Here is a 16,455-nt window from a genome sequence, read left to right on the forward strand (position 1 = left end):
AGGTTGTCATGAATAAGGAGCAGAATCAGTTTGAGACAGATGCGATTAGGATACAAATGGAACGTTCTTCATTTCTGGAGCATTCGAGTCCTATTTACATGACATCGAGTTTTGTGTTTGAGGATGCCGAGGATATGCGTGCATCTTTTGCCGAGGAAAAGGACAGAAATATTTATTCCAGATATGCCAATCCCAATAGTTCTGAGCTGATAGAGAAGGTGTGTGCTATGGAAGGTGCACCCGCGGGTTTTGCCTTCGCTTCGGGAATGGCCGCTGTCTTTTCAACATTTGCTGCCCTTTTAGAAAGCGGAGACCACATTTTGTCGGCCCGAAGGATTTTTGGTTCAACACATTCCCTGTTTACACAGTTTTTTCCAAAATGGCAGATTTCTCACAGCTATTTTGAGCTGGAGGACCTCGATTCCCTTAAGGACTTGATTACCCCTGCTACAAAAGTAATTTATGCCGAATCCCCAACAAATCCAGGAGTAGACCTGGTGGATTTGGCGCGACTTGGAGAGATCGCCCGAAAACACAATTTGCTGTTTATTGTAGATAATTGCTTTGCCACACCTTATTTACAACAGCCAATGAAATTTGGAGCGGACCTGGTGATTCATTCGGGTACGAAGCTCATGGATGGGCAGGGCAGGGTGCTGGCCGGTATTACTGTGGGGCGATCAGATCTCGTCGATACCATCTATCGCTTTGCGCGAATATCAGGCCCGGCACTTTCGCCTTTTAATGCCTGGTTATTATCACGAAGTCTGGAAACCCTGTCTGTACGGATTGACAGGCATTGCAGTAATGCGCTTGAGCTTGCTGAGTACCTTGAAAAGCACAAACGAGTTGCCAGGGTAAAATATCCTTTCCTTCCTTCCCACCCCCAATATGCTCTGGCGAGGAAACAAATGAAAGCCGGAGGTTGTGTAGTGGCATTTGAGATAGAAGGAGGTTCAGAGGCAGGGAAACGATTCTTCGATGCTATTCAGTTACTTTCCCTTTCTGCCAATTTGGGCGATTCGAGGAGCATAGTCACCCATCCGGCATCCACAACCCATAGTAAGCTAACAGAAGAAGAGCGGCAGGCTAGCGGAATCAGTCCGGGTCTTGTAAGAATCTCTGTTGGACTGGAGCATATTGACGATATCATCAGGGATATTTCCCAGGCTTTGGAAAAGTCGTACTGACAATATATTTCAGCACTTTTCGCTATCTTAGCTTTATGCTTTCCAAAAAGACCAAGTATGGCTTGAAGGCCCTTACCTTCCTTGCCAAACAAGATAAAAAGGAGCCCATCCCGATTGCTGATATCGCCGCACAAGAAAATATTTCTCAGAAATTTTTAGAGAGCATTTTACTGACGCTCAGGCGAACCGGTTACCTCGGATCCAAGAAAGGAAAAGGAGGAGGGTATTATCTGATCAAAGATCCCTCTGAAATACCCATGACTACGGTGATGCGGGTTTTAGAAGGTCCGATAGCCATGGTGTCCTGTGTAAGCCTCAATTTTTATGAGCAATGTGAGGATTGCCCCGATGAACAAAGCTGTTCTGTTCATAAACTAATGCTTAAGGTGAGGGATAGTGCTCTTGAGGTTTATCGAAATACAACCCTTGCGGATCTATTGCCCTGAAGAAAATACTCCAACTCTTCAGAATTTCTGCGGATTTATTAAAAATCACCCACTGTTCTTATTAATCTAGTAAAATAGTAGGATAATACTATTTTTTATATTAGCATCTATTGTAAAGTACGATGAAAAATGTATTTTTGAATTTCCTATTAAAACAGTAGGGTTAATAATAAAGTCGATCAAATTACCTATCTGCATGATTTTTACAGACAAACATCTGGAACATCTCAATGCTCAATTCAGGGGTATTCCTACGGAAGAAATTATAGCCTGGGCCCTTGAATATTCAAGAAGACCTGTACTTACTACAAACTTTGGGCCTTATTCTTCTTCTATTCTTCATGCCGTTACGGAAATAAAAAATGATGTACCTGTCATCTGGTGCGATACGGGATACAATACAGAAGCAACGTATAGACATGCTGAAGAGGTAATGGGGCAGTTAGACCTCAATATGAAAATTTATGTACCCAGGCAAACCCGCGCCAGGCGTGAAATACTCATAGGTCAGCCATCGCTTGATAACCCAGAGCATCAGCAATTCACGGAAGAGGTAAAACTGGAACCCTTCAGGCGTGCAATGCAGGAGCATCGGCCTGATGTGTGGTTTACCAATATCAGAAAAGGTCAGACAGCACTTCGCGATTCACTGGATATACTTAGCATCAATAAAGAAGGGATTTTAAAAGTGAGTCCGTTTTATTACTGGACAGATCTGGAATTGAAAGGGTATTTGAAACAACATCAGCTCCCTAACGAAATGGATTATTTTGATCCCACCAAGGTTTTACAACATAGGGAGTGTGGCATACACCTTTAGAATTTGGGCAATTTACTTCTTTAAAAAGTCTATATTTTCTTGTTTATAATTACGGAGTAGCCTTTCTTTGTTATAGTTCATTAACACACTGAAAATTAGTTATCAAGAAAGGTGGAGGGACTAGACCCGCTGAAACCTTAGCAACCCTTTATCCATTAAAGAAGGTGCTACATTCTATCCCGCTGAAGGCGGGACAGATAACAAACATTTAAGGCACAACCCTTTTCCTTCTACTTGATATTTTATTTTTGATTTTCGGTAATGATTACCGAAGATTTTAGGTGTACTATTAATTTTTCTATGGCTCGGATCGAAGACATTTTACAAGAGCGGATTCTCATTTTAGATGGGGCAATGGGCACCATGCTTCAACAGTACAATTTTACGGAATCAGATTTCCGAGGTGATCGGTTCAAGGAATGGACACATCCCCTGCAGGGAAATAACGACCTGCTTTCCCTTACTCAGCCTGCTGCGATTGCAGAAATACACAGGAAATACTTTGCCGCCGGAGCGGATATAGTAGAGACAAATACATTTTCTTCCACATCAGTTGCCATGGCAGATTACCATATGCAGGAACTGGTGTATGAACTGAATTATGAATCGGCTCGTATAGCAAAAGAAGTTGCCGAAGAATTTACCCGGGCGGAACCCCACAAACCGCGATTTGTAGCAGGTAGTATGGGCCCTACTAATAAAACGGCAAGCATGTCTCCGGATGTAAACGACCCCGGTTTTCGAGCCATTTCATTTGAGGCTCTCAGAAAGGCGTATCACGAGCAGGCTTCAGCCCTTTTGGATGGAGGAGTGGATCTCCTTCTGGTGGAAACAATTTTTGATACGCTTAATGCCAAAGCAGCATTATTTGCAATAGAAGAGATCAAAGAAGAGCGTGGGATTGCCATTCCGGTGATGATAAGTGGCACCATCACTGATGCCTCAGGACGTACCTTATCAGGTCAGACAGCCGAATCTTTTTTAATATCAGTATCACACATTCCCTTTTTGTCGGTAGGTTTTAATTGCGCTCTGGGAGCGAGTCAGTTGGTTCCACACCTCCAGATCTTAGCCGCAAAGACACCATACCCGGTTTCGGCTCATCCCAATGCCGGTCTGCCCAATGCATTCGGAGAATACGACCAGAGTCCGGAGGAAATGGCTGCTCAGATCAGGGAGTATCTCGAAAAAAACCTTGTAAATATCGTAGGGGGATGTTGTGGAACAACCCCTGCACATATCAAGGCGATAGCACGATTGGCGTCTGAATATAAGCCGAGAAAATCCCCTTTAGAGGTATGACAAGTGATCAACTCCATAACCAAAAGGATCCCTCCTCCTTTCAGCTCCCATCAGAAAAGAGGAGAGAAATCAGGCCGCTAAAACTCTCAGGCCTGGAGCCCCTGGTAATTACCCCTGAAAGCAATTTTATCAATATTGGGGAACGAACCAATGTAGCCGGATCCCGTAAGTTTCTTCGCTTAATAAAGGAAAGAAAATTTGAGGAAGCCGTTGAAATTGCCAGACACCAGGTAGAAGGCGGAGCCCAGATCATCGATGTGAATATGGATGATGGCCTGATCGACGGGAAGGAAGCAATGGTAAAATTTCTCAATCTGATCCTGGCAGAACCTGATATCGCCAGAGTGCCGCTGATGATTGACAGTTCAAAATGGGAAATCCTCGAGGCCGGACTGCAAGTGGCTCAGGGAAAATGCGTGGTGAATTCCATCAGCCTTAAAGAAGGGGAGAAAGAGTTTATCCGCCAGGCGAAACTCATAAGACGATATGGGGCGGCCGTAATTATCATGGCCTTTGATGAACAGGGGCAAGCCGACACCTATGAACGCAGGATTGAGATTGCAGGAAGATCGTATGATATCCTTGTGCATCAACTTAATTTTCCTCCTGAAGACATCATTTTCGACCTTAATGTATTTCCGGTGGCTACGGGGATGGAAGAACACAAGCGCAATGCTGTCGATTTTATTGAGGCTACCCGGTGGGTGAGAGAAAACCTGCCTCACTGCAGCGTGAGTGGGGGTGTGAGCAATGTATCCTTTAGTTTTAGAGGGAATACTACGGTACGGGAAGCTATGCATTCGGTCTTCCTGTACCATGCCATCAGGGCTGGCATGAATATGGGCATTGTGAACCCTGCACTGCTGGAAGTATACGATGATATTCCGGAGGACCTGCTTGAATATGTGGAGGATGTAATCCTGAACAGACGCCATGATGCCACTGAAAGGCTACTGGATTTTGCAGAAAAGGTGGTAGGCAAAACCAGGCAGAATAAAAAAGATCTCAGCTGGCGGGAAGAATCCATTCAGGACAGAATTACTAGGGCACTGGTAAAAGGAATAGACGAGTATATCATTGAAGATGTTGAGGAAGCCAGAAAAAGCGCCGAAAAACCTATTGAAGTGATCGAAGGGCATCTGATGAATGGGATGAATGTAGTTGGTGATCTCTTTGGAAGTGGTAAAATGTTCCTTCCCCAGGTGGTGAAATCGGCCAGGGTTATGAAAAAGGCCGTGGCTTACCTCACGCCCTTTATCGAAGCATCTCAGGAGGAGTCTGCACGTGGATCGGCCGGGAAGATACTTATGGCAACAGTAAAAGGGGATGTACACGATATAGGTAAAAACATTGTAAGTGTGGTCCTTGCATGTAATAACTACGAAATCATTGATTTAGGTGTCATGGTCCCACCGGAAAAGATCATTCAGAAAGCTGTAGAACACCAGGTGGATATTGTTGGGTTAAGCGGACTCATCACACCCTCCCTCGATGAAATGGTATTTCTGGCAAAAGAGATGGAACTGCAGAATTTTAAAGTCCCATTACTAATCGGTGGTGCTACAACGAGCAAAGCCCATACGGCCGTTAAGATAGACCCTCAGTACAAAGCTGCTGTAGTTCATGTAAATGATGCTTCCAGAGCTGTTACGGTAGTTGGGGATCTTCTTCAGCCAGACCGCTCAGTAGAATACATAAAAGAACTAAAACTAAACTACGCCGATTTTCGTGACAAATTTCTCGATCGGGGGAAACAAAAAGAGTATCTCAGTATTGGGGAAGCAAGAAAGAACAAATTGGCCTTGTCCTGGAATAATTCAGAAATTACAGCGCCTAAACAAATAGGAACGCATGTCCTTAAAGAGGTAGACCTCAATCTCCTGGAACCTTTTATAGACTGGACACCCTTTTTTCGAAGCTGGGATCTTCATGGCAAATACCCCCATATTTTGAATGATGAGGTAGTAGGGGAGCAGGCAACCGGCTTGTTCGACGATGCAAAGGAGATGTTGAATACCATAATGGAAAAAAGACTATTAAAAGCCAAGGCAGTCTTTGGCCTTTTTCCTGCGAATTCCATAAATGACGATGATATTGAAGTGCTGCCCAAACAGGATAAGCCACCTTATGTCTTTCGTACTTTAAGGCAGCAGCTGAGAAAAAAGAAAGGAGCGCAACACCTGGCACTTGCCGATTTTGTCGCTCCCAGGTCATCGGGGATACAGGATTATATCGGGTGTTTCTGCGTAACTGCAGGTTTTGGTACGGAAGAACTAGCCAGGAAATATGAAGCAGAACTAGATGATTATAGTGCTATCATGGTGAAGGCTTTGGCCGATCGGCTGGCAGAGGCTTTTGCCGAGTATCTGCACCGGGAGGTCAGAACAGATTATTGGGGATATGCTAGTAGTGAATCACTTTCCAATGAAGATCTGATCCGAGAGGCATACAAGGGAATCAGGCCTGCCCCGGGATATCCTGCCTGCCCCGATCATCTTGAAAAGAAAACCATCTGGGAGATTCTGGATGTAGAAGAGACTATTGGAGTTACCTTAACCGAAAGTCTTGCGATGTGGCCTGCAGCCAGTGTCAGTGGCTACTATTTTGCTCACCCTCAGGCCCGTTATTTTGGAGTTGGAAAAATTGCTGAGGATCAATTAGAGGACTATGCAAATCGCAAAGGAATTACATTGAAAGAGGCTCGTAAATGGCTGGCACCGAATCTGGCAGATTAAACAACAGCAAAAAGAATGAAAGTAACCGAACATATAGAGAGGGCTAAAGGGGAAACCCTCTTTTCCTTTGAGATCATCCCGCCGGTAAAAGGGAGGAGTATACAGGAACTCTATGACAATATAGACCCTTTGATGGAGTTTAAGCCTCCATTTATTGACGTGACTACCTCACGGGAGGAATACGTCTACATAGACCGCGATGGCCTGCTAGACAAGAAACTAACAAGGATGCGCCCCGGAACCGTTGGAATTTGTGCTTCAATAAAACACAAATACGATGTAGATACCATTCCTCATGTGCTCTGTGGCGGATTTACAAAAGAAGAGACTGAATACCTGTTGGTAGATTGTCACTATCTGGGAATTGACAATATCATGGCATTAAGGGGAGACGCTATGAAAGGAGAGCAGTATTTTGAACCTACAAAGGGAGGTCATAAATACGCTTCAGAACTGGTTAGTCAAATCAGAAACCTGAATTCCGGACAGTATCTTCACGAAGTGATCGAAACTGATAATTGTTCCGACTTTTGTATTGGTGTGGCAGGATATCCTGAGAAACATATGGAAGCTCCTTCCATGAAGACCGACCTGAAATGGCTTAAGAAAAAGGTTGATCTCGGAGCTCAATACATCGTAACTCAGATGTTTTTTGACAACCAGAAATACTTTGATTTTGTTACCGCAGCACGGGAAGCAGGAATTGATGTGCCCATCATACCGGGAATTAAACCTATCGCAGTAAAAAGGCACCTCCAATTATTACCTCAGGTATTCCGGATCGATTTGCCCCAGGATCTTATCGAGGAAGTAGAGAAATGCAGGAATAATACAGAAGTAAGGCAGGTAGGAATTGAATGGGCTATCGCTCAGTCAAAAGAACTCAAAGCAGCAGGAGCCCCAGTGCTACACTATTACTCTATGGGTAAAAGTGACAATATCTGGGAAATAGCCAATGCAGTATTTTAATCCCTGGGGTATCAATACCCGTTTACACCAGCCGAATAATTGCTATTTTTACGCCCCATGAAAATCCGGATCTTACTTTTATGCCTGCTGTGCTTCTCCCTGGGATATGCCCAACAGGAGGATACCCCTGTCTACTGGAATATGGATGTAACCCCCTTTTACGGCTCCATCCTGTTGCACAATACAGACATATCTCATCTTATCAGAGAGCATCCTTCGGGAGTTATCTTCGGCTTTAACAAGCAGACTTTCGGACATGAAGGGTGGGAGGCCCCTTTCAATTTTCCCGACACCGGTGTTTCATTGGTGTATCAGGATATGAAGAACAGTACTCTTGGACATAATCTGGGCGTTTATCTGCATTATAATTTTTATTTGTTGAAGCGCAAGCTGCAATTCCGTATCGGTCAGGGAATAGCGTACAATACCAACCCCTACAATAAAGAGGAGAATTTCAGGAACAATGCCTATGGCTCCCATCTAATGAGTTCTACTTTCCTGGTCTTCAATTATCACAGGCCACGTCTCTATAAAAACCTGGGTGTAAAGGCCGGTATTTCCCTGATCCATTATTCCAATGCCAACGTAAAAGCCCCAAATACCTCCACCAATACATTTGCTTTTAATGCAGGTCTGATCTACGACCTCAAGGGTGGTACTAATGAGGAGTTTATACGGAAAGAACAACCCGAAATAAGGGAGTCAGTTAAGATGAACCTGGTTTTCAGAAGTGGAATTAATGAAAGTGATATAATTAATTCAGGACAATATCCCTTTTATATTTTCTCGGCCTATGCCGATAAACGCCTTGGAAAGTTTAGCGCTATTCAGTTGGGATCGGACGTATTTTACTCTAATTTTCTGAAAGAATTGATCCGGTTTCAGTCGATCTCCTTCCCTGAACTCGAGGTGGATCCTGCAACCGACTTTAAGAGAGTTGGAATTTTCGTTGGGCATGAATTGTTTATAAATAAGCTCAGTGTTATTACCCAACTGGGTTACTATGTGTACTATCCTTTCGACTTTGAAGGACAGGTGTACAATCGGGTAGGAGTCAAACGATATTTTGGGGATAAATGGTTTGCGGCCCTCAGCCTTAAATCACATGCCGCAAAGGCTGAAGCTGTAGAATTGGGAATAGGAATAAGACTATGAAAAGAGTAAAAACACTAAAATATATAACCGTTTTTGCTGCCCTGTTTTTATCTGGCTGCAACGGAGATAACGTTCCCGATTGTTTCCAGAATGCAGGTGATTTGGTGCAGGAGGAGGTAACCCTGCCCATTTTTGAAAAAATTACCGTTTTTGAAGGAGTTCAGCTCGTTGTAAAATCGGGCCCCCAACAGCAAGTGATCATAGAAACAGGAGAGTATCTGAGGGAAGAGGTCAGTGCTAAGGTGGAAGATAATACCCTGAGTTTGCGAAATACCAATAATTGTAATCTCTTCCGGGAATACGGGATAACTAAGGTTTTTGTAACCTCCCCCAATATCAATGAAATCAGAAGTAGTACAGGTTGGCCGGTTAGAAGTGATGGTATCCTGGATTTTCCAAATCTCACCCTGATTACAGAGAGCTTTAATAACCCTGAAACGGAAACTACAGACGGATCTTTTGACATGACCGTAGATGTACAGAATTTGCAACTGGTTGCCAATGGAATTGCCTATTTTAAAGTAGCAGGGAATGCCGAGCGATTCAACACTACTATAGCAGCAGGAGATTCAAGGATTGAAGCCGAATCCTTGCTTGCTGAGGAAGTCATCGTCAGCCACAGAGGGAGTAATGACATCCTGGTAAACCCACAGCAGATTCTAAGTGGGGTAATTAGAGGAACAGGTGACGTTGTTAGTTTTAATCGTCCTGACTCAGTTTCCGTGGAAGTGCTGTACCGTGGGAAGTTGATATACAACGACTAATAATGGGATTTTTTTCGAACATTCTCAAAGTGTTTTCCAGACAGAGGTCTGAGAAAGATCTGGAAGATTTATCAGCACCGTTTTACCTGCCTTTTAATACCTGGGTGGATGAATCAAAAGTACCCGGCATGGCTGTTACCATACTGCACCGGGGGAAGAAAGTAATTCAAAAGGGTTTTGGATGGGCCGACATAGACCGACGAATTCCGGTAGACCCGCAAAAAACCATTTTTAGAATCGCGAGTGCATCCAAACCCATCGCTTCCATGGCCCTTGCAATAATGGTAATAGAGAAAAAGATAGATCTCGACAAGTCGTTTTATTCTTATGTTCCCTATTTTCCCAGAAAGGAGTTCGACTTTAGCATACGGCAACTGGCGTCTCATACTGCGGGAATCAGGGGATATAAAGGGAAGGAATACGCCTTAAACAAACCGTACACGATTAAAGAGAGCCTGGAATTGTTTAAAAATGATCCCCTGCAGTTCCGCCCCGGGACAGATTACCTCTACAACAGTTTTGACTGGGTGCTTATCTCTCTCGCTATGGAGGAAGTCAGTGGTATACCTTTTTCAGACTATGTGCAGAAGGAAATCCTGAATCCTCTTGGCATGACAAATACCCTTGTAGAGGTTCCAGAAGAAAATCCCGAAGGGAAGGCCATCCCTTATACCCGAACACTAACAGGATTCCGCCCGGCTATACCTGTGGATAACCGCTATAAACTCGCAGGAGGCGGATATCTTTCCACAACCGAAGATCTTGCCAAACTTGGACAGGCGTATCTGGAAAACAGTCTGGTTTCCTCAGAGATCATGGCGGATTTTCTTACGCCACAAATGGTTAAAGGTAGTTCTACCTACTACGGCCTGGGATGGCAGGTAAGTATGGACAATGCCGGTCGTCCATTTATAGGACATGTCGGCAATGGAATAGGGGGATACAGTAACTTTTTTGTGTATCCTGAAGATGAGGTTGTGATATCCCTTTTGATTAATTGTACAGATCCAAAGGTGCAGCCCTTACTTGACGAAATAGTTCTTCCTTCTATCCTGGACTATCTTTCCTCAGGATCACTTATTTGATATGTAGTTTTATTGGGTTCAATCTAATTCGTTACCTTTAATTCGATAAAGGAATATCAATTAATCAGTTTACAATCTTTAAATATAACTCTCTAACTCTTTTTTAGTTATGAAAAGGCGCGACTTCCTAAAAAATACCGCGGTAGCTTCCTCCGTATCATTGCTTCCTTCTGCTGTTTGGCCCGCTTCTCAGGATAAGGTTTTACGAACTGCTCATATCGGGGTCGGTGGAATGGGGGCTGAAGATCTAAAGTCTATCACTGCACATAAGCAAGTTAAAGTAGTTGCCCTGTGCGATGTGGATTCTAAAAACCTCGAAGCTGCCCTGCAAATGCATCCCGAAGCAAAAGGATTTGCGGATTATCGCCTGCTCTTTTCCCAAATGGCCGATGAGATCGATGCCGTGATTGTTTCAACCCCCGATCATACCCACGCGCCGGCTTCCATGCTGGCCATGCAACTCGATAAACCGGTCTATTGCCAGAAACCCCTTGCCCATCACGTTTCTGAAGTCAGGGCAATGCGAAAACTGGCCGAGGAAAAAAACCTGATTACCCAGATGGGAATACAGGTGCATTCCTTTTACGATTATAAACTGGCAACCCTATTAATTCAATCCGGAATCATTGGCAAAGTATCCTGTGTCCGGGCTTGGTCCCCAAAGAACTGGGGCTACGACGGGCCCATTCCCACAGGGGCAGACCCAGTACCTTCACACTTAGACTGGAATCTTTGGTTAGGAACTTCGGATTCAAGACCTTATAAAGACCAGGTATATCATCCGGCGAACTGGCGTAAGCTGGTCGACTTTGGTTGCGGGACGCTTGGGGATATGGGAGTGCATATATTTGACACTCCGTATAATGCCCTGGAACTTGATGTTCCTTTTACAGTAAAAAATCAATGCCGGAGACCGAATGGTTTCGGATATCCGGAAAAGAATTCCGTGACTTACGAGTTCCCGGGAACGCCATATACCACTGAGACATTAAAATGGGTATGGTACGATGGGAAAGGGGCGCCTCACAGCCATAAAGACCTTAAACTTCCTAACAAGGATAAATTACCCCTGCAGGGGGCTATGTTTATAGGCGAAAAAGGAAAATTACTGCTACCTCACTTTATGGAATTGCCCCGACACATTGTCGATGGAGAATACAAGGAGATCGATGTCTCTCCTTTTGTAAATTCCGGACAAATAGGTGAACCTGTTCGTGATTATGCCCTGGAAGGGAATATGCACTACCACCAGTTTGTTGATGCCTGTTTGGGTACAGATAGCTGTACCGCTCCTTTTTCCTATTCAGCGCGACTTACAGAGACAATATTACTGGGGGTAATAGCCGGCAGGTTTCCTAACAAAAAGCTCCATTGGGATAGCGAAAAAGCAAGGTTCAGGGAAGAGAAAGCAAATCGCTATCTATCAGGGGAATACCGAGACTTCTGATTGAGTAATTCCAAAAATATTTATATTTTAATAAAGAATTAAAAAAGCAGTTCCATGCCGTTTACTACTATTTGGGAAGATGATGGAATAAAATGGGAATTTTATGGCCATGTAACTGCAGACGAAATTGAAGAAGCCAATGAACTCTTTTTCAATGACCCCAGATCTGAAACCGCTAAGTATCAAATCGTACATACGCTGCAAACCGACAGTGTGGAATGGAAACCCGCGGAAATCGTTGATATCACTTTCCTGGATGTAGCTGCCAGTCAGTCGGGACTCCAGCTCAAAATTGCCTATATCGCAGACAAGGAAAAGATTAGGAAAAAGATTGAGAAATATATTGAAATGTCGCAGCATTTAAATACCAACTGGCAGTTCAAGGGCTTCAAGAATGAGGAAAAAGCCAGAAAATGGTTGAATTCCTATTGAGGAATTATTACAAATTAAAGCGATAGGTTGCTTTTAAAAGAAATGTATTATTTGCTTTCTGGTTAAGCAGCTGGTCTTCAATGATAGACCCGAAACTGCTGTTCACATCGCCACTTCCGGTAATTCCCTGCGACCATACCAGAAATATTTCCGACCCGGGAATGTACTCCCATCTCAAAACGAGATTTGAACGAAACTGCACAAAAGTAAAATCGGGATCGCTAAAACTGTAATCCACAGACCCGTTTCTATCTTCATCAACTTCATAAACACCGTTGTTTAATTGAATCTGATCTTCCCCGTATAAATTAATTCGTTCCTCCAGGTTCGAAGCTGTAGAATTCATCACATAGTTAAAGTCGGAGAAATCTGCCTTAAAAATAAAAGGCTGCGCATAGTATTGCAGACTGAGGTCGGGGTTGAGGTTGTAGTTAATTCTTAAGGTGGTACTGAGGGTTTCCTGATCGATAGCACCGAGAATATATCTGGGCTGTCCGTTAAAACTCTGTTCGTCGACGTATTGGGTTCGACTTGGATTTTGAGAATATTCGGTATTCAGTGATATACTCATGGCGTTAATGGGTTGATATCTAAAACTCAACCGATAGCGGTAAAAGGAAAAATTATCCTGAGTGGCCTGAGAATTTACCGTCCCGGCGACAATGCTTAATTTTTTCCTCTGGTCTGTTCCGACAAACAAATACCAGAAATTCTCTTCGTTGTATCGCCATCGGGGTCCACCCCTCAGGAAGGTATTGACAAAAATCCTGGGCTTATGGGCTGCTCCGAAATCGAGAAAATAGTTGTTGGTGAAATTAACAAAGCCGAATAATTCATATTGAATTCTATTGTAATTTCCTTCAAAATCAAATGCAGTAGACATTTCCCCTCCAAAACTGGCCTGCCTGAACCAGGATGTTGGCTTGTTAAATACCCTTCTCACATTGGCATATTGTCTAAAATCATCAGCCTGTCGTAAAAAACCGATATCATTGAGTTCCAGCTCAGGGGATTTCCAAAATCCACCTAAGTTGTATCGCCAGTTTCCTCCCCCGCTTTTTCCTATCTCAATTCTACCCCCGGTTCCACTGAGAGAAGTCCTGGTGGTATCAACGCTTACATGGCTGGCATCTGTTCGCTGGAACAGATGTGTAAGGGATTGCTGCGTCTGGGTTATCGCATCCTCACTTCCTATTACTTTGCTAAAAGAAAAGACGCCTTCAACATAATAGGTTCTGTTCTTCCAGTTATGTTTAAAGTCGAGCCCCCCACTGTAGGCCGCCTTATGCAAAAAATCGAGATTTCCTTCCAGGTTTCTGTTAGTAGCTGTGAATATCCCTCCTATGTAGGAATTTCTATCATTAAAGTCTTTTTGCAATCTGCCTACGAGGTAGTTCGTCATCGGTTCAACAATCTCTCTTCGCTCGGTACCCAGAACCGGCAAGTCATTGATGACAGATGGACGGTTATCCAGCTTAATTTCTCCGTATTCCTTGGCGGTTACACTTTCCAATAAACCTATAGACCAGCCGTTTGCCGTTTTACCGCTAAACTTGGCAGCGCCCAGAATGGTCGTAAAGTTGGGAATATCTTCATACTCCCCCAATTCAGAATTAACGGTCGTATAGCCCTGAGGGGTTCTCCCTATCCGCCTTGAGAAGAACAAATTATCAGGACCTCCTCCCAGTCTGAAATCAAATACATTTTTATTCTCTACGAAAAAAGGTCTCCTTTCCTGAAAGAAGATTTCAAAGCCGTCAAGTGCAATGGCTCCGGGATCAGCATCTACCTGCCCAAAATCGGGATTGATTGTAAGATCAAGGGTTAAATCGTTGGTGATTCCGATCTTGGCATCGAGTCCGCCCGCAAACTTTGAATCACTACCGTCACGGAACGGATTTCCAGGTTCAGCCTCATAGGTATCCAACTGACTTAGACTATAGGGTTGTATTTCCAGTTGTTTTTGCGGGATCAGCCCTATTAATCCGTGCAATTCACCAAATTCACTCACCCAACCAGGTGGATTAGCATCCACTTCTTGCCATACAGACCTTTCTTCATTGTTAAAATAGCGCCGGGTTGCCTGTAGTCCCCAAACCTGGTCCTGCGACTTGCTAAATCGCAACTGACTCAAAGGTATCCGAATTTCCGCGGTCCACCCGTCCTTATTGATCTTTGTACTGAGATACCAGATGGGATTCCAGCTGCTGTCAAAGTTGTCATTATTTGAAACAAATTCGTCACTTTTCACCCCGGAGGACGAGGCTGTAAAAGAAAATGCCGTGCGGTCATCGTTGTAACTGTCAATATTTATTTCAACCCAGTCTCCGGGAAAGGTATCGCGACGGCCCAGGCGCCGTTCAATTGTTGCCGGATCTTCCTGAAAACACTTAAAAGCAACATAGAGATTCTTGTCATCATACAGGATCTTCATCAGGGTCTGTTCTGTTGGTGGAGTACCTGTGTCAGGTCTGAACTCAATAAAATCACCGGACCATTCTACGAGTTCCCAGGCTTTTTCATCGAGGTCTCCATCAATTTTAGGTGCAAGAACATCCTTGACAGGTTTCGTAGTGTATATTCTCTTTACAATGGTACTGTCTCCATCCTGGCCAAAAGTTGGAATATAAATGCCAGCCACAAAACTGAGACACAGCAGCAGATTTCGCATTGGTTAGTAGTTGTGGTTAAAAGACGTCCAAAAAAACCGATTGTTACAGGAAGATTCGTTTTTTTTAGTGAATTGATTGTAAATTAAGAAATAGAAATTTCTCTGATGACGTTGTTTAACCAGCATACTCCATAATCACGCGCTATCCGGAAGGTTTGTAAATATTCAGTACTTTTAATAACAAAATGAATTTTTAGTGACACTGCAGATTTACATCAGAACTGTACTCAATTGTATAAGGAAAGGGATGTTCCTAATGATATTATTAAGTCTCATTGGTCTCAAGGTTAATAAAGCTTATAGTCAGGATCAAAATTCGAGAACAGCAACTTACAAACTACAACAAACCTGGTTAAAAACGCTACAGAAACAACAAGGATCTGAATTGCCCTATACTGAGATCAGTGGCCTTATTGTTAATGAAACCCTGCATATAGGTAAGCCGTCCATCAAAGCAGCATGGAATGAACTTACTGGATCAGACCAAATAACAAAATATGATACACTGGCCTATTTTCAACTATATCCCGGACAATTATTTGTTCATGGGATATATACAACGGATAAAGGAACGGCCTTTCACAGTATTATTGGCTGGAAGAAAAGTGAAAGTTGGGTAAAGGTCTTTGAGGCGATCGCACCAAAATCGGGCGTAACAGAAAATAGTAAAACGGAAATCGGGCTATTGCGCTCTTCCTGGGAATTATATTCTAACCAGCACCGGCCAGATCTGATCGCAAAAAATGTTTTTGCCGGCGAAGGGCGTTATTTTTATAAAGGGGTAGAGTATGTTGGTATGCAAATTGCCGACGCCTATGGCTACATGAAAAACGATTCGTATAGCATTGACCTCACTCCACAGAAGATCATCCAGGTCAATAATCAGATTGTTTACGAAGTCGGTATTTACGATACCGGTGGCCAGGGACTTTATTTTCTGCTTTGGGTTAAGAAAGGGGAGGAATGGAAGTTGTGGCTCGACTTTAATTTCTAGGGTAAGAAATTATGGGTATTAAGTCACAATCGGGATATTCAGGGACATCCCTAGTACGCAAACTTGGACTTAAAACGGGATTTGTGATCAGAATTCTCCATCAACCATCTCCATATGAAGATTTCTTTTTCGATTTGCCAAATGATGTCGAATATGCTCAAGATGAGACTGTTTTAGTTGATTTTGTTCATTATTTCGCAACCGATGCCATGACTTTGGATAAAGAACTTCCGGGTTTAAGGGATCAGCTGAAGCAAAAAGGAATGATATGGATCTCCTGGCCTAAAAAGGCGGCCAGGCGTAAAACCGACCTTGATGGGAATGCAGTTCGCAAAATTGGAATAAAGCATGGTTTGGTCGATATTAAAGTGTGTTCAGTAAATGAGGTCTGGTCCGGACTTAAATTTGTGATTCCTCTGAAGGACAGGAAATAAGTTGGATAAGA

14 protein-coding genes and 1 riboswitch are annotated in these 16,455 nt (G+C 43.5%); of the genes, 13 read left to right on the top strand and 1 reads right to left on the bottom strand.

Annotated elements, in window-relative coordinates; genetic code table 11:
- The first annotated feature begins 8 nt into the window (after positions 1–8).
- The 11 genes from AB8P51_RS01700 (at position 9) to AB8P51_RS01750 (ending at position 12,345) form a co-directional block, all read left to right on the top strand.
- Positions 9–1,190: a PLP-dependent aspartate aminotransferase family protein gene (locus AB8P51_RS01700; protein ID WP_369747038.1), complete on the top strand. Its 1,182-nt coding sequence runs from the start codon at positions 9–11 to the stop codon at positions 1,188–1,190.
- 35 nt (positions 1,191–1,225) lie between these two features.
- The gene (locus AB8P51_RS01705) at positions 1,226–1,636 is read left to right on the top strand and encodes an Rrf2 family transcriptional regulator (RefSeq protein WP_369747039.1); all 411 of its coding nucleotides are present in this window, start codon (positions 1,226–1,228) and stop codon (positions 1,634–1,636) included.
- A gap of 196 nt (positions 1,637–1,832) precedes the next feature.
- On the top strand, positions 1,833–2,456 hold the full coding sequence (locus tag AB8P51_RS01710; RefSeq protein WP_369747040.1) for a phosphoadenosine phosphosulfate reductase family protein: 624 nt from the start codon (positions 1,833–1,835) through the stop codon (positions 2,454–2,456).
- Positions 2,457–2,552: 96 nt separating this feature from the next.
- Positions 2,553–2,660: riboswitch (SAM riboswitch) on the top strand.
- 96 nt (positions 2,661–2,756) lie between these two features.
- On the top strand, positions 2,757–3,758 hold the full coding sequence (locus AB8P51_RS01715) for a homocysteine S-methyltransferase family protein (RefSeq protein WP_369747041.1): 1,002 nt from the start codon (positions 2,757–2,759) through the stop codon (positions 3,756–3,758).
- On the top strand, positions 3,755–6,493 hold the full coding sequence (metH, locus tag AB8P51_RS01720; RefSeq protein WP_369747042.1) for a methionine synthase: 2,739 nt from the start codon (positions 3,755–3,757) through the stop codon (positions 6,491–6,493). Before AB8P51_RS01715 ends, metH begins: the two co-directional genes overlap by 4 nt.
- A gap of 15 nt (positions 6,494–6,508) precedes the next feature.
- Positions 6,509–7,462 (top strand): methylenetetrahydrofolate reductase [NAD(P)H], encoded by a 954-nt coding sequence (gene metF / locus AB8P51_RS01725; RefSeq protein WP_369747043.1) that lies wholly within the window; start codon positions 6,509–6,511, stop codon positions 7,460–7,462.
- Positions 7,463–7,519: 57 nt separating this feature from the next.
- Positions 7,520–8,617 (top strand): acyloxyacyl hydrolase, encoded by a 1,098-nt coding sequence (locus AB8P51_RS01730; RefSeq protein WP_369747044.1) that lies wholly within the window; start codon positions 7,520–7,522, stop codon positions 8,615–8,617.
- Complete coding sequence (locus tag AB8P51_RS01735; RefSeq protein ID WP_369747045.1) at positions 8,614–9,381, top strand: head GIN domain-containing protein; 768 nt, start codon at positions 8,614–8,616, stop codon at positions 9,379–9,381. Before AB8P51_RS01730 ends, AB8P51_RS01735 begins: the two co-directional genes overlap by 4 nt.
- Before the next feature lie 2 nt (positions 9,382–9,383).
- On the top strand, positions 9,384–10,466 hold the full coding sequence (locus tag AB8P51_RS01740) for a serine hydrolase domain-containing protein (RefSeq protein WP_369747046.1): 1,083 nt from the start codon (positions 9,384–9,386) through the stop codon (positions 10,464–10,466).
- Between the two features lie 109 nt (positions 10,467–10,575).
- The gene (locus tag AB8P51_RS01745) at positions 10,576–11,913 is read left to right on the top strand and encodes a Gfo/Idh/MocA family protein (protein WP_369747047.1); all 1,338 of its coding nucleotides are present in this window, start codon (positions 10,576–10,578) and stop codon (positions 11,911–11,913) included.
- 54 nt (positions 11,914–11,967) lie between these two features.
- Complete coding sequence (locus AB8P51_RS01750) at positions 11,968–12,345, top strand: hypothetical protein (RefSeq protein WP_369747048.1); 378 nt, start codon at positions 11,968–11,970, stop codon at positions 12,343–12,345.
- Between the two features lie 7 nt (positions 12,346–12,352).
- On the opposite strand, the gene AB8P51_RS01755 is transcribed toward AB8P51_RS01750, so the two are convergent.
- Positions 12,353–15,016: a DUF5916 domain-containing protein gene (locus AB8P51_RS01755; RefSeq protein ID WP_369747049.1), complete on the bottom strand. Its 2,664-nt coding sequence runs from the start codon at positions 15,014–15,016 to the stop codon at positions 12,353–12,355.
- Between the two features lie 196 nt (positions 15,017–15,212).
- On the opposite strand from AB8P51_RS01755, the gene AB8P51_RS01760 reads away from it, so the two are divergent.
- A complete protein-coding gene (locus AB8P51_RS01760) occupies positions 15,213–16,010 on the top strand; it encodes a hypothetical protein (RefSeq protein WP_369747050.1) in 798 nt (265 codons plus the stop codon).
- An 83-nt stretch (positions 16,011–16,093) separates the two neighbouring features.
- On the top strand, positions 16,094–16,444 hold the full coding sequence (locus AB8P51_RS01765) for a DUF3052 domain-containing protein (protein WP_369747051.1): 351 nt from the start codon (positions 16,094–16,096) through the stop codon (positions 16,442–16,444).
- Positions 16,445–16,455: the final 11 nt, after the last annotated feature.

The sequence above is a fragment of the Muriicola sp. SD30 genome, assembly GCF_041205185.1.
GTDB lineage: Bacteria > Bacteroidota > Bacteroidia > Flavobacteriales > Flavobacteriaceae > Muriicola.

Bases quoted from the DNA above. Each gene is read 5' to 3' on its own strand.
- AB8P51_RS01700 (WP_369747038.1), top strand. From the start codon at position 9: ATGAATAAGGAGCAGAATCAGTTTGAGACAGATGCGATTAGGATACAA.
- AB8P51_RS01705 (WP_369747039.1), top strand. From the start codon at position 1,226: ATGCTTTCCAAAAAGACCAAGTATGGCTTGAAGGCCCTTACCTTCCTT.
- AB8P51_RS01710 (WP_369747040.1), top strand. From the start codon at position 1,833: ATGATTTTTACAGACAAACATCTGGAACATCTCAATGCTCAATTCAGG.
- AB8P51_RS01715 (WP_369747041.1), top strand. From the start codon at position 2,757: ATGGCTCGGATCGAAGACATTTTACAAGAGCGGATTCTCATTTTAGAT.
- metH (WP_369747042.1), top strand. From the start codon at position 3,755: ATGACAAGTGATCAACTCCATAACCAAAAGGATCCCTCCTCCTTTCAG.
- metF (WP_369747043.1), top strand. From the start codon at position 6,509: ATGAAAGTAACCGAACATATAGAGAGGGCTAAAGGGGAAACCCTCTTT.
- AB8P51_RS01730 (WP_369747044.1), top strand. From the start codon at position 7,520: ATGAAAATCCGGATCTTACTTTTATGCCTGCTGTGCTTCTCCCTGGGA.
- AB8P51_RS01735 (WP_369747045.1), top strand. From the start codon at position 8,614: ATGAAAAGAGTAAAAACACTAAAATATATAACCGTTTTTGCTGCCCTG.
- AB8P51_RS01740 (WP_369747046.1), top strand. From the start codon at position 9,384: ATGGGATTTTTTTCGAACATTCTCAAAGTGTTTTCCAGACAGAGGTCT.
- AB8P51_RS01745 (WP_369747047.1), top strand. From the start codon at position 10,576: ATGAAAAGGCGCGACTTCCTAAAAAATACCGCGGTAGCTTCCTCCGTA.
- AB8P51_RS01750 (WP_369747048.1), top strand. From the start codon at position 11,968: ATGCCGTTTACTACTATTTGGGAAGATGATGGAATAAAATGGGAATTT.
- AB8P51_RS01755 (WP_369747049.1), bottom strand. From the start codon at position 15,016: ATGCGAAATCTGCTGCTGTGTCTCAGTTTTGTGGCTGGCATTTATATT.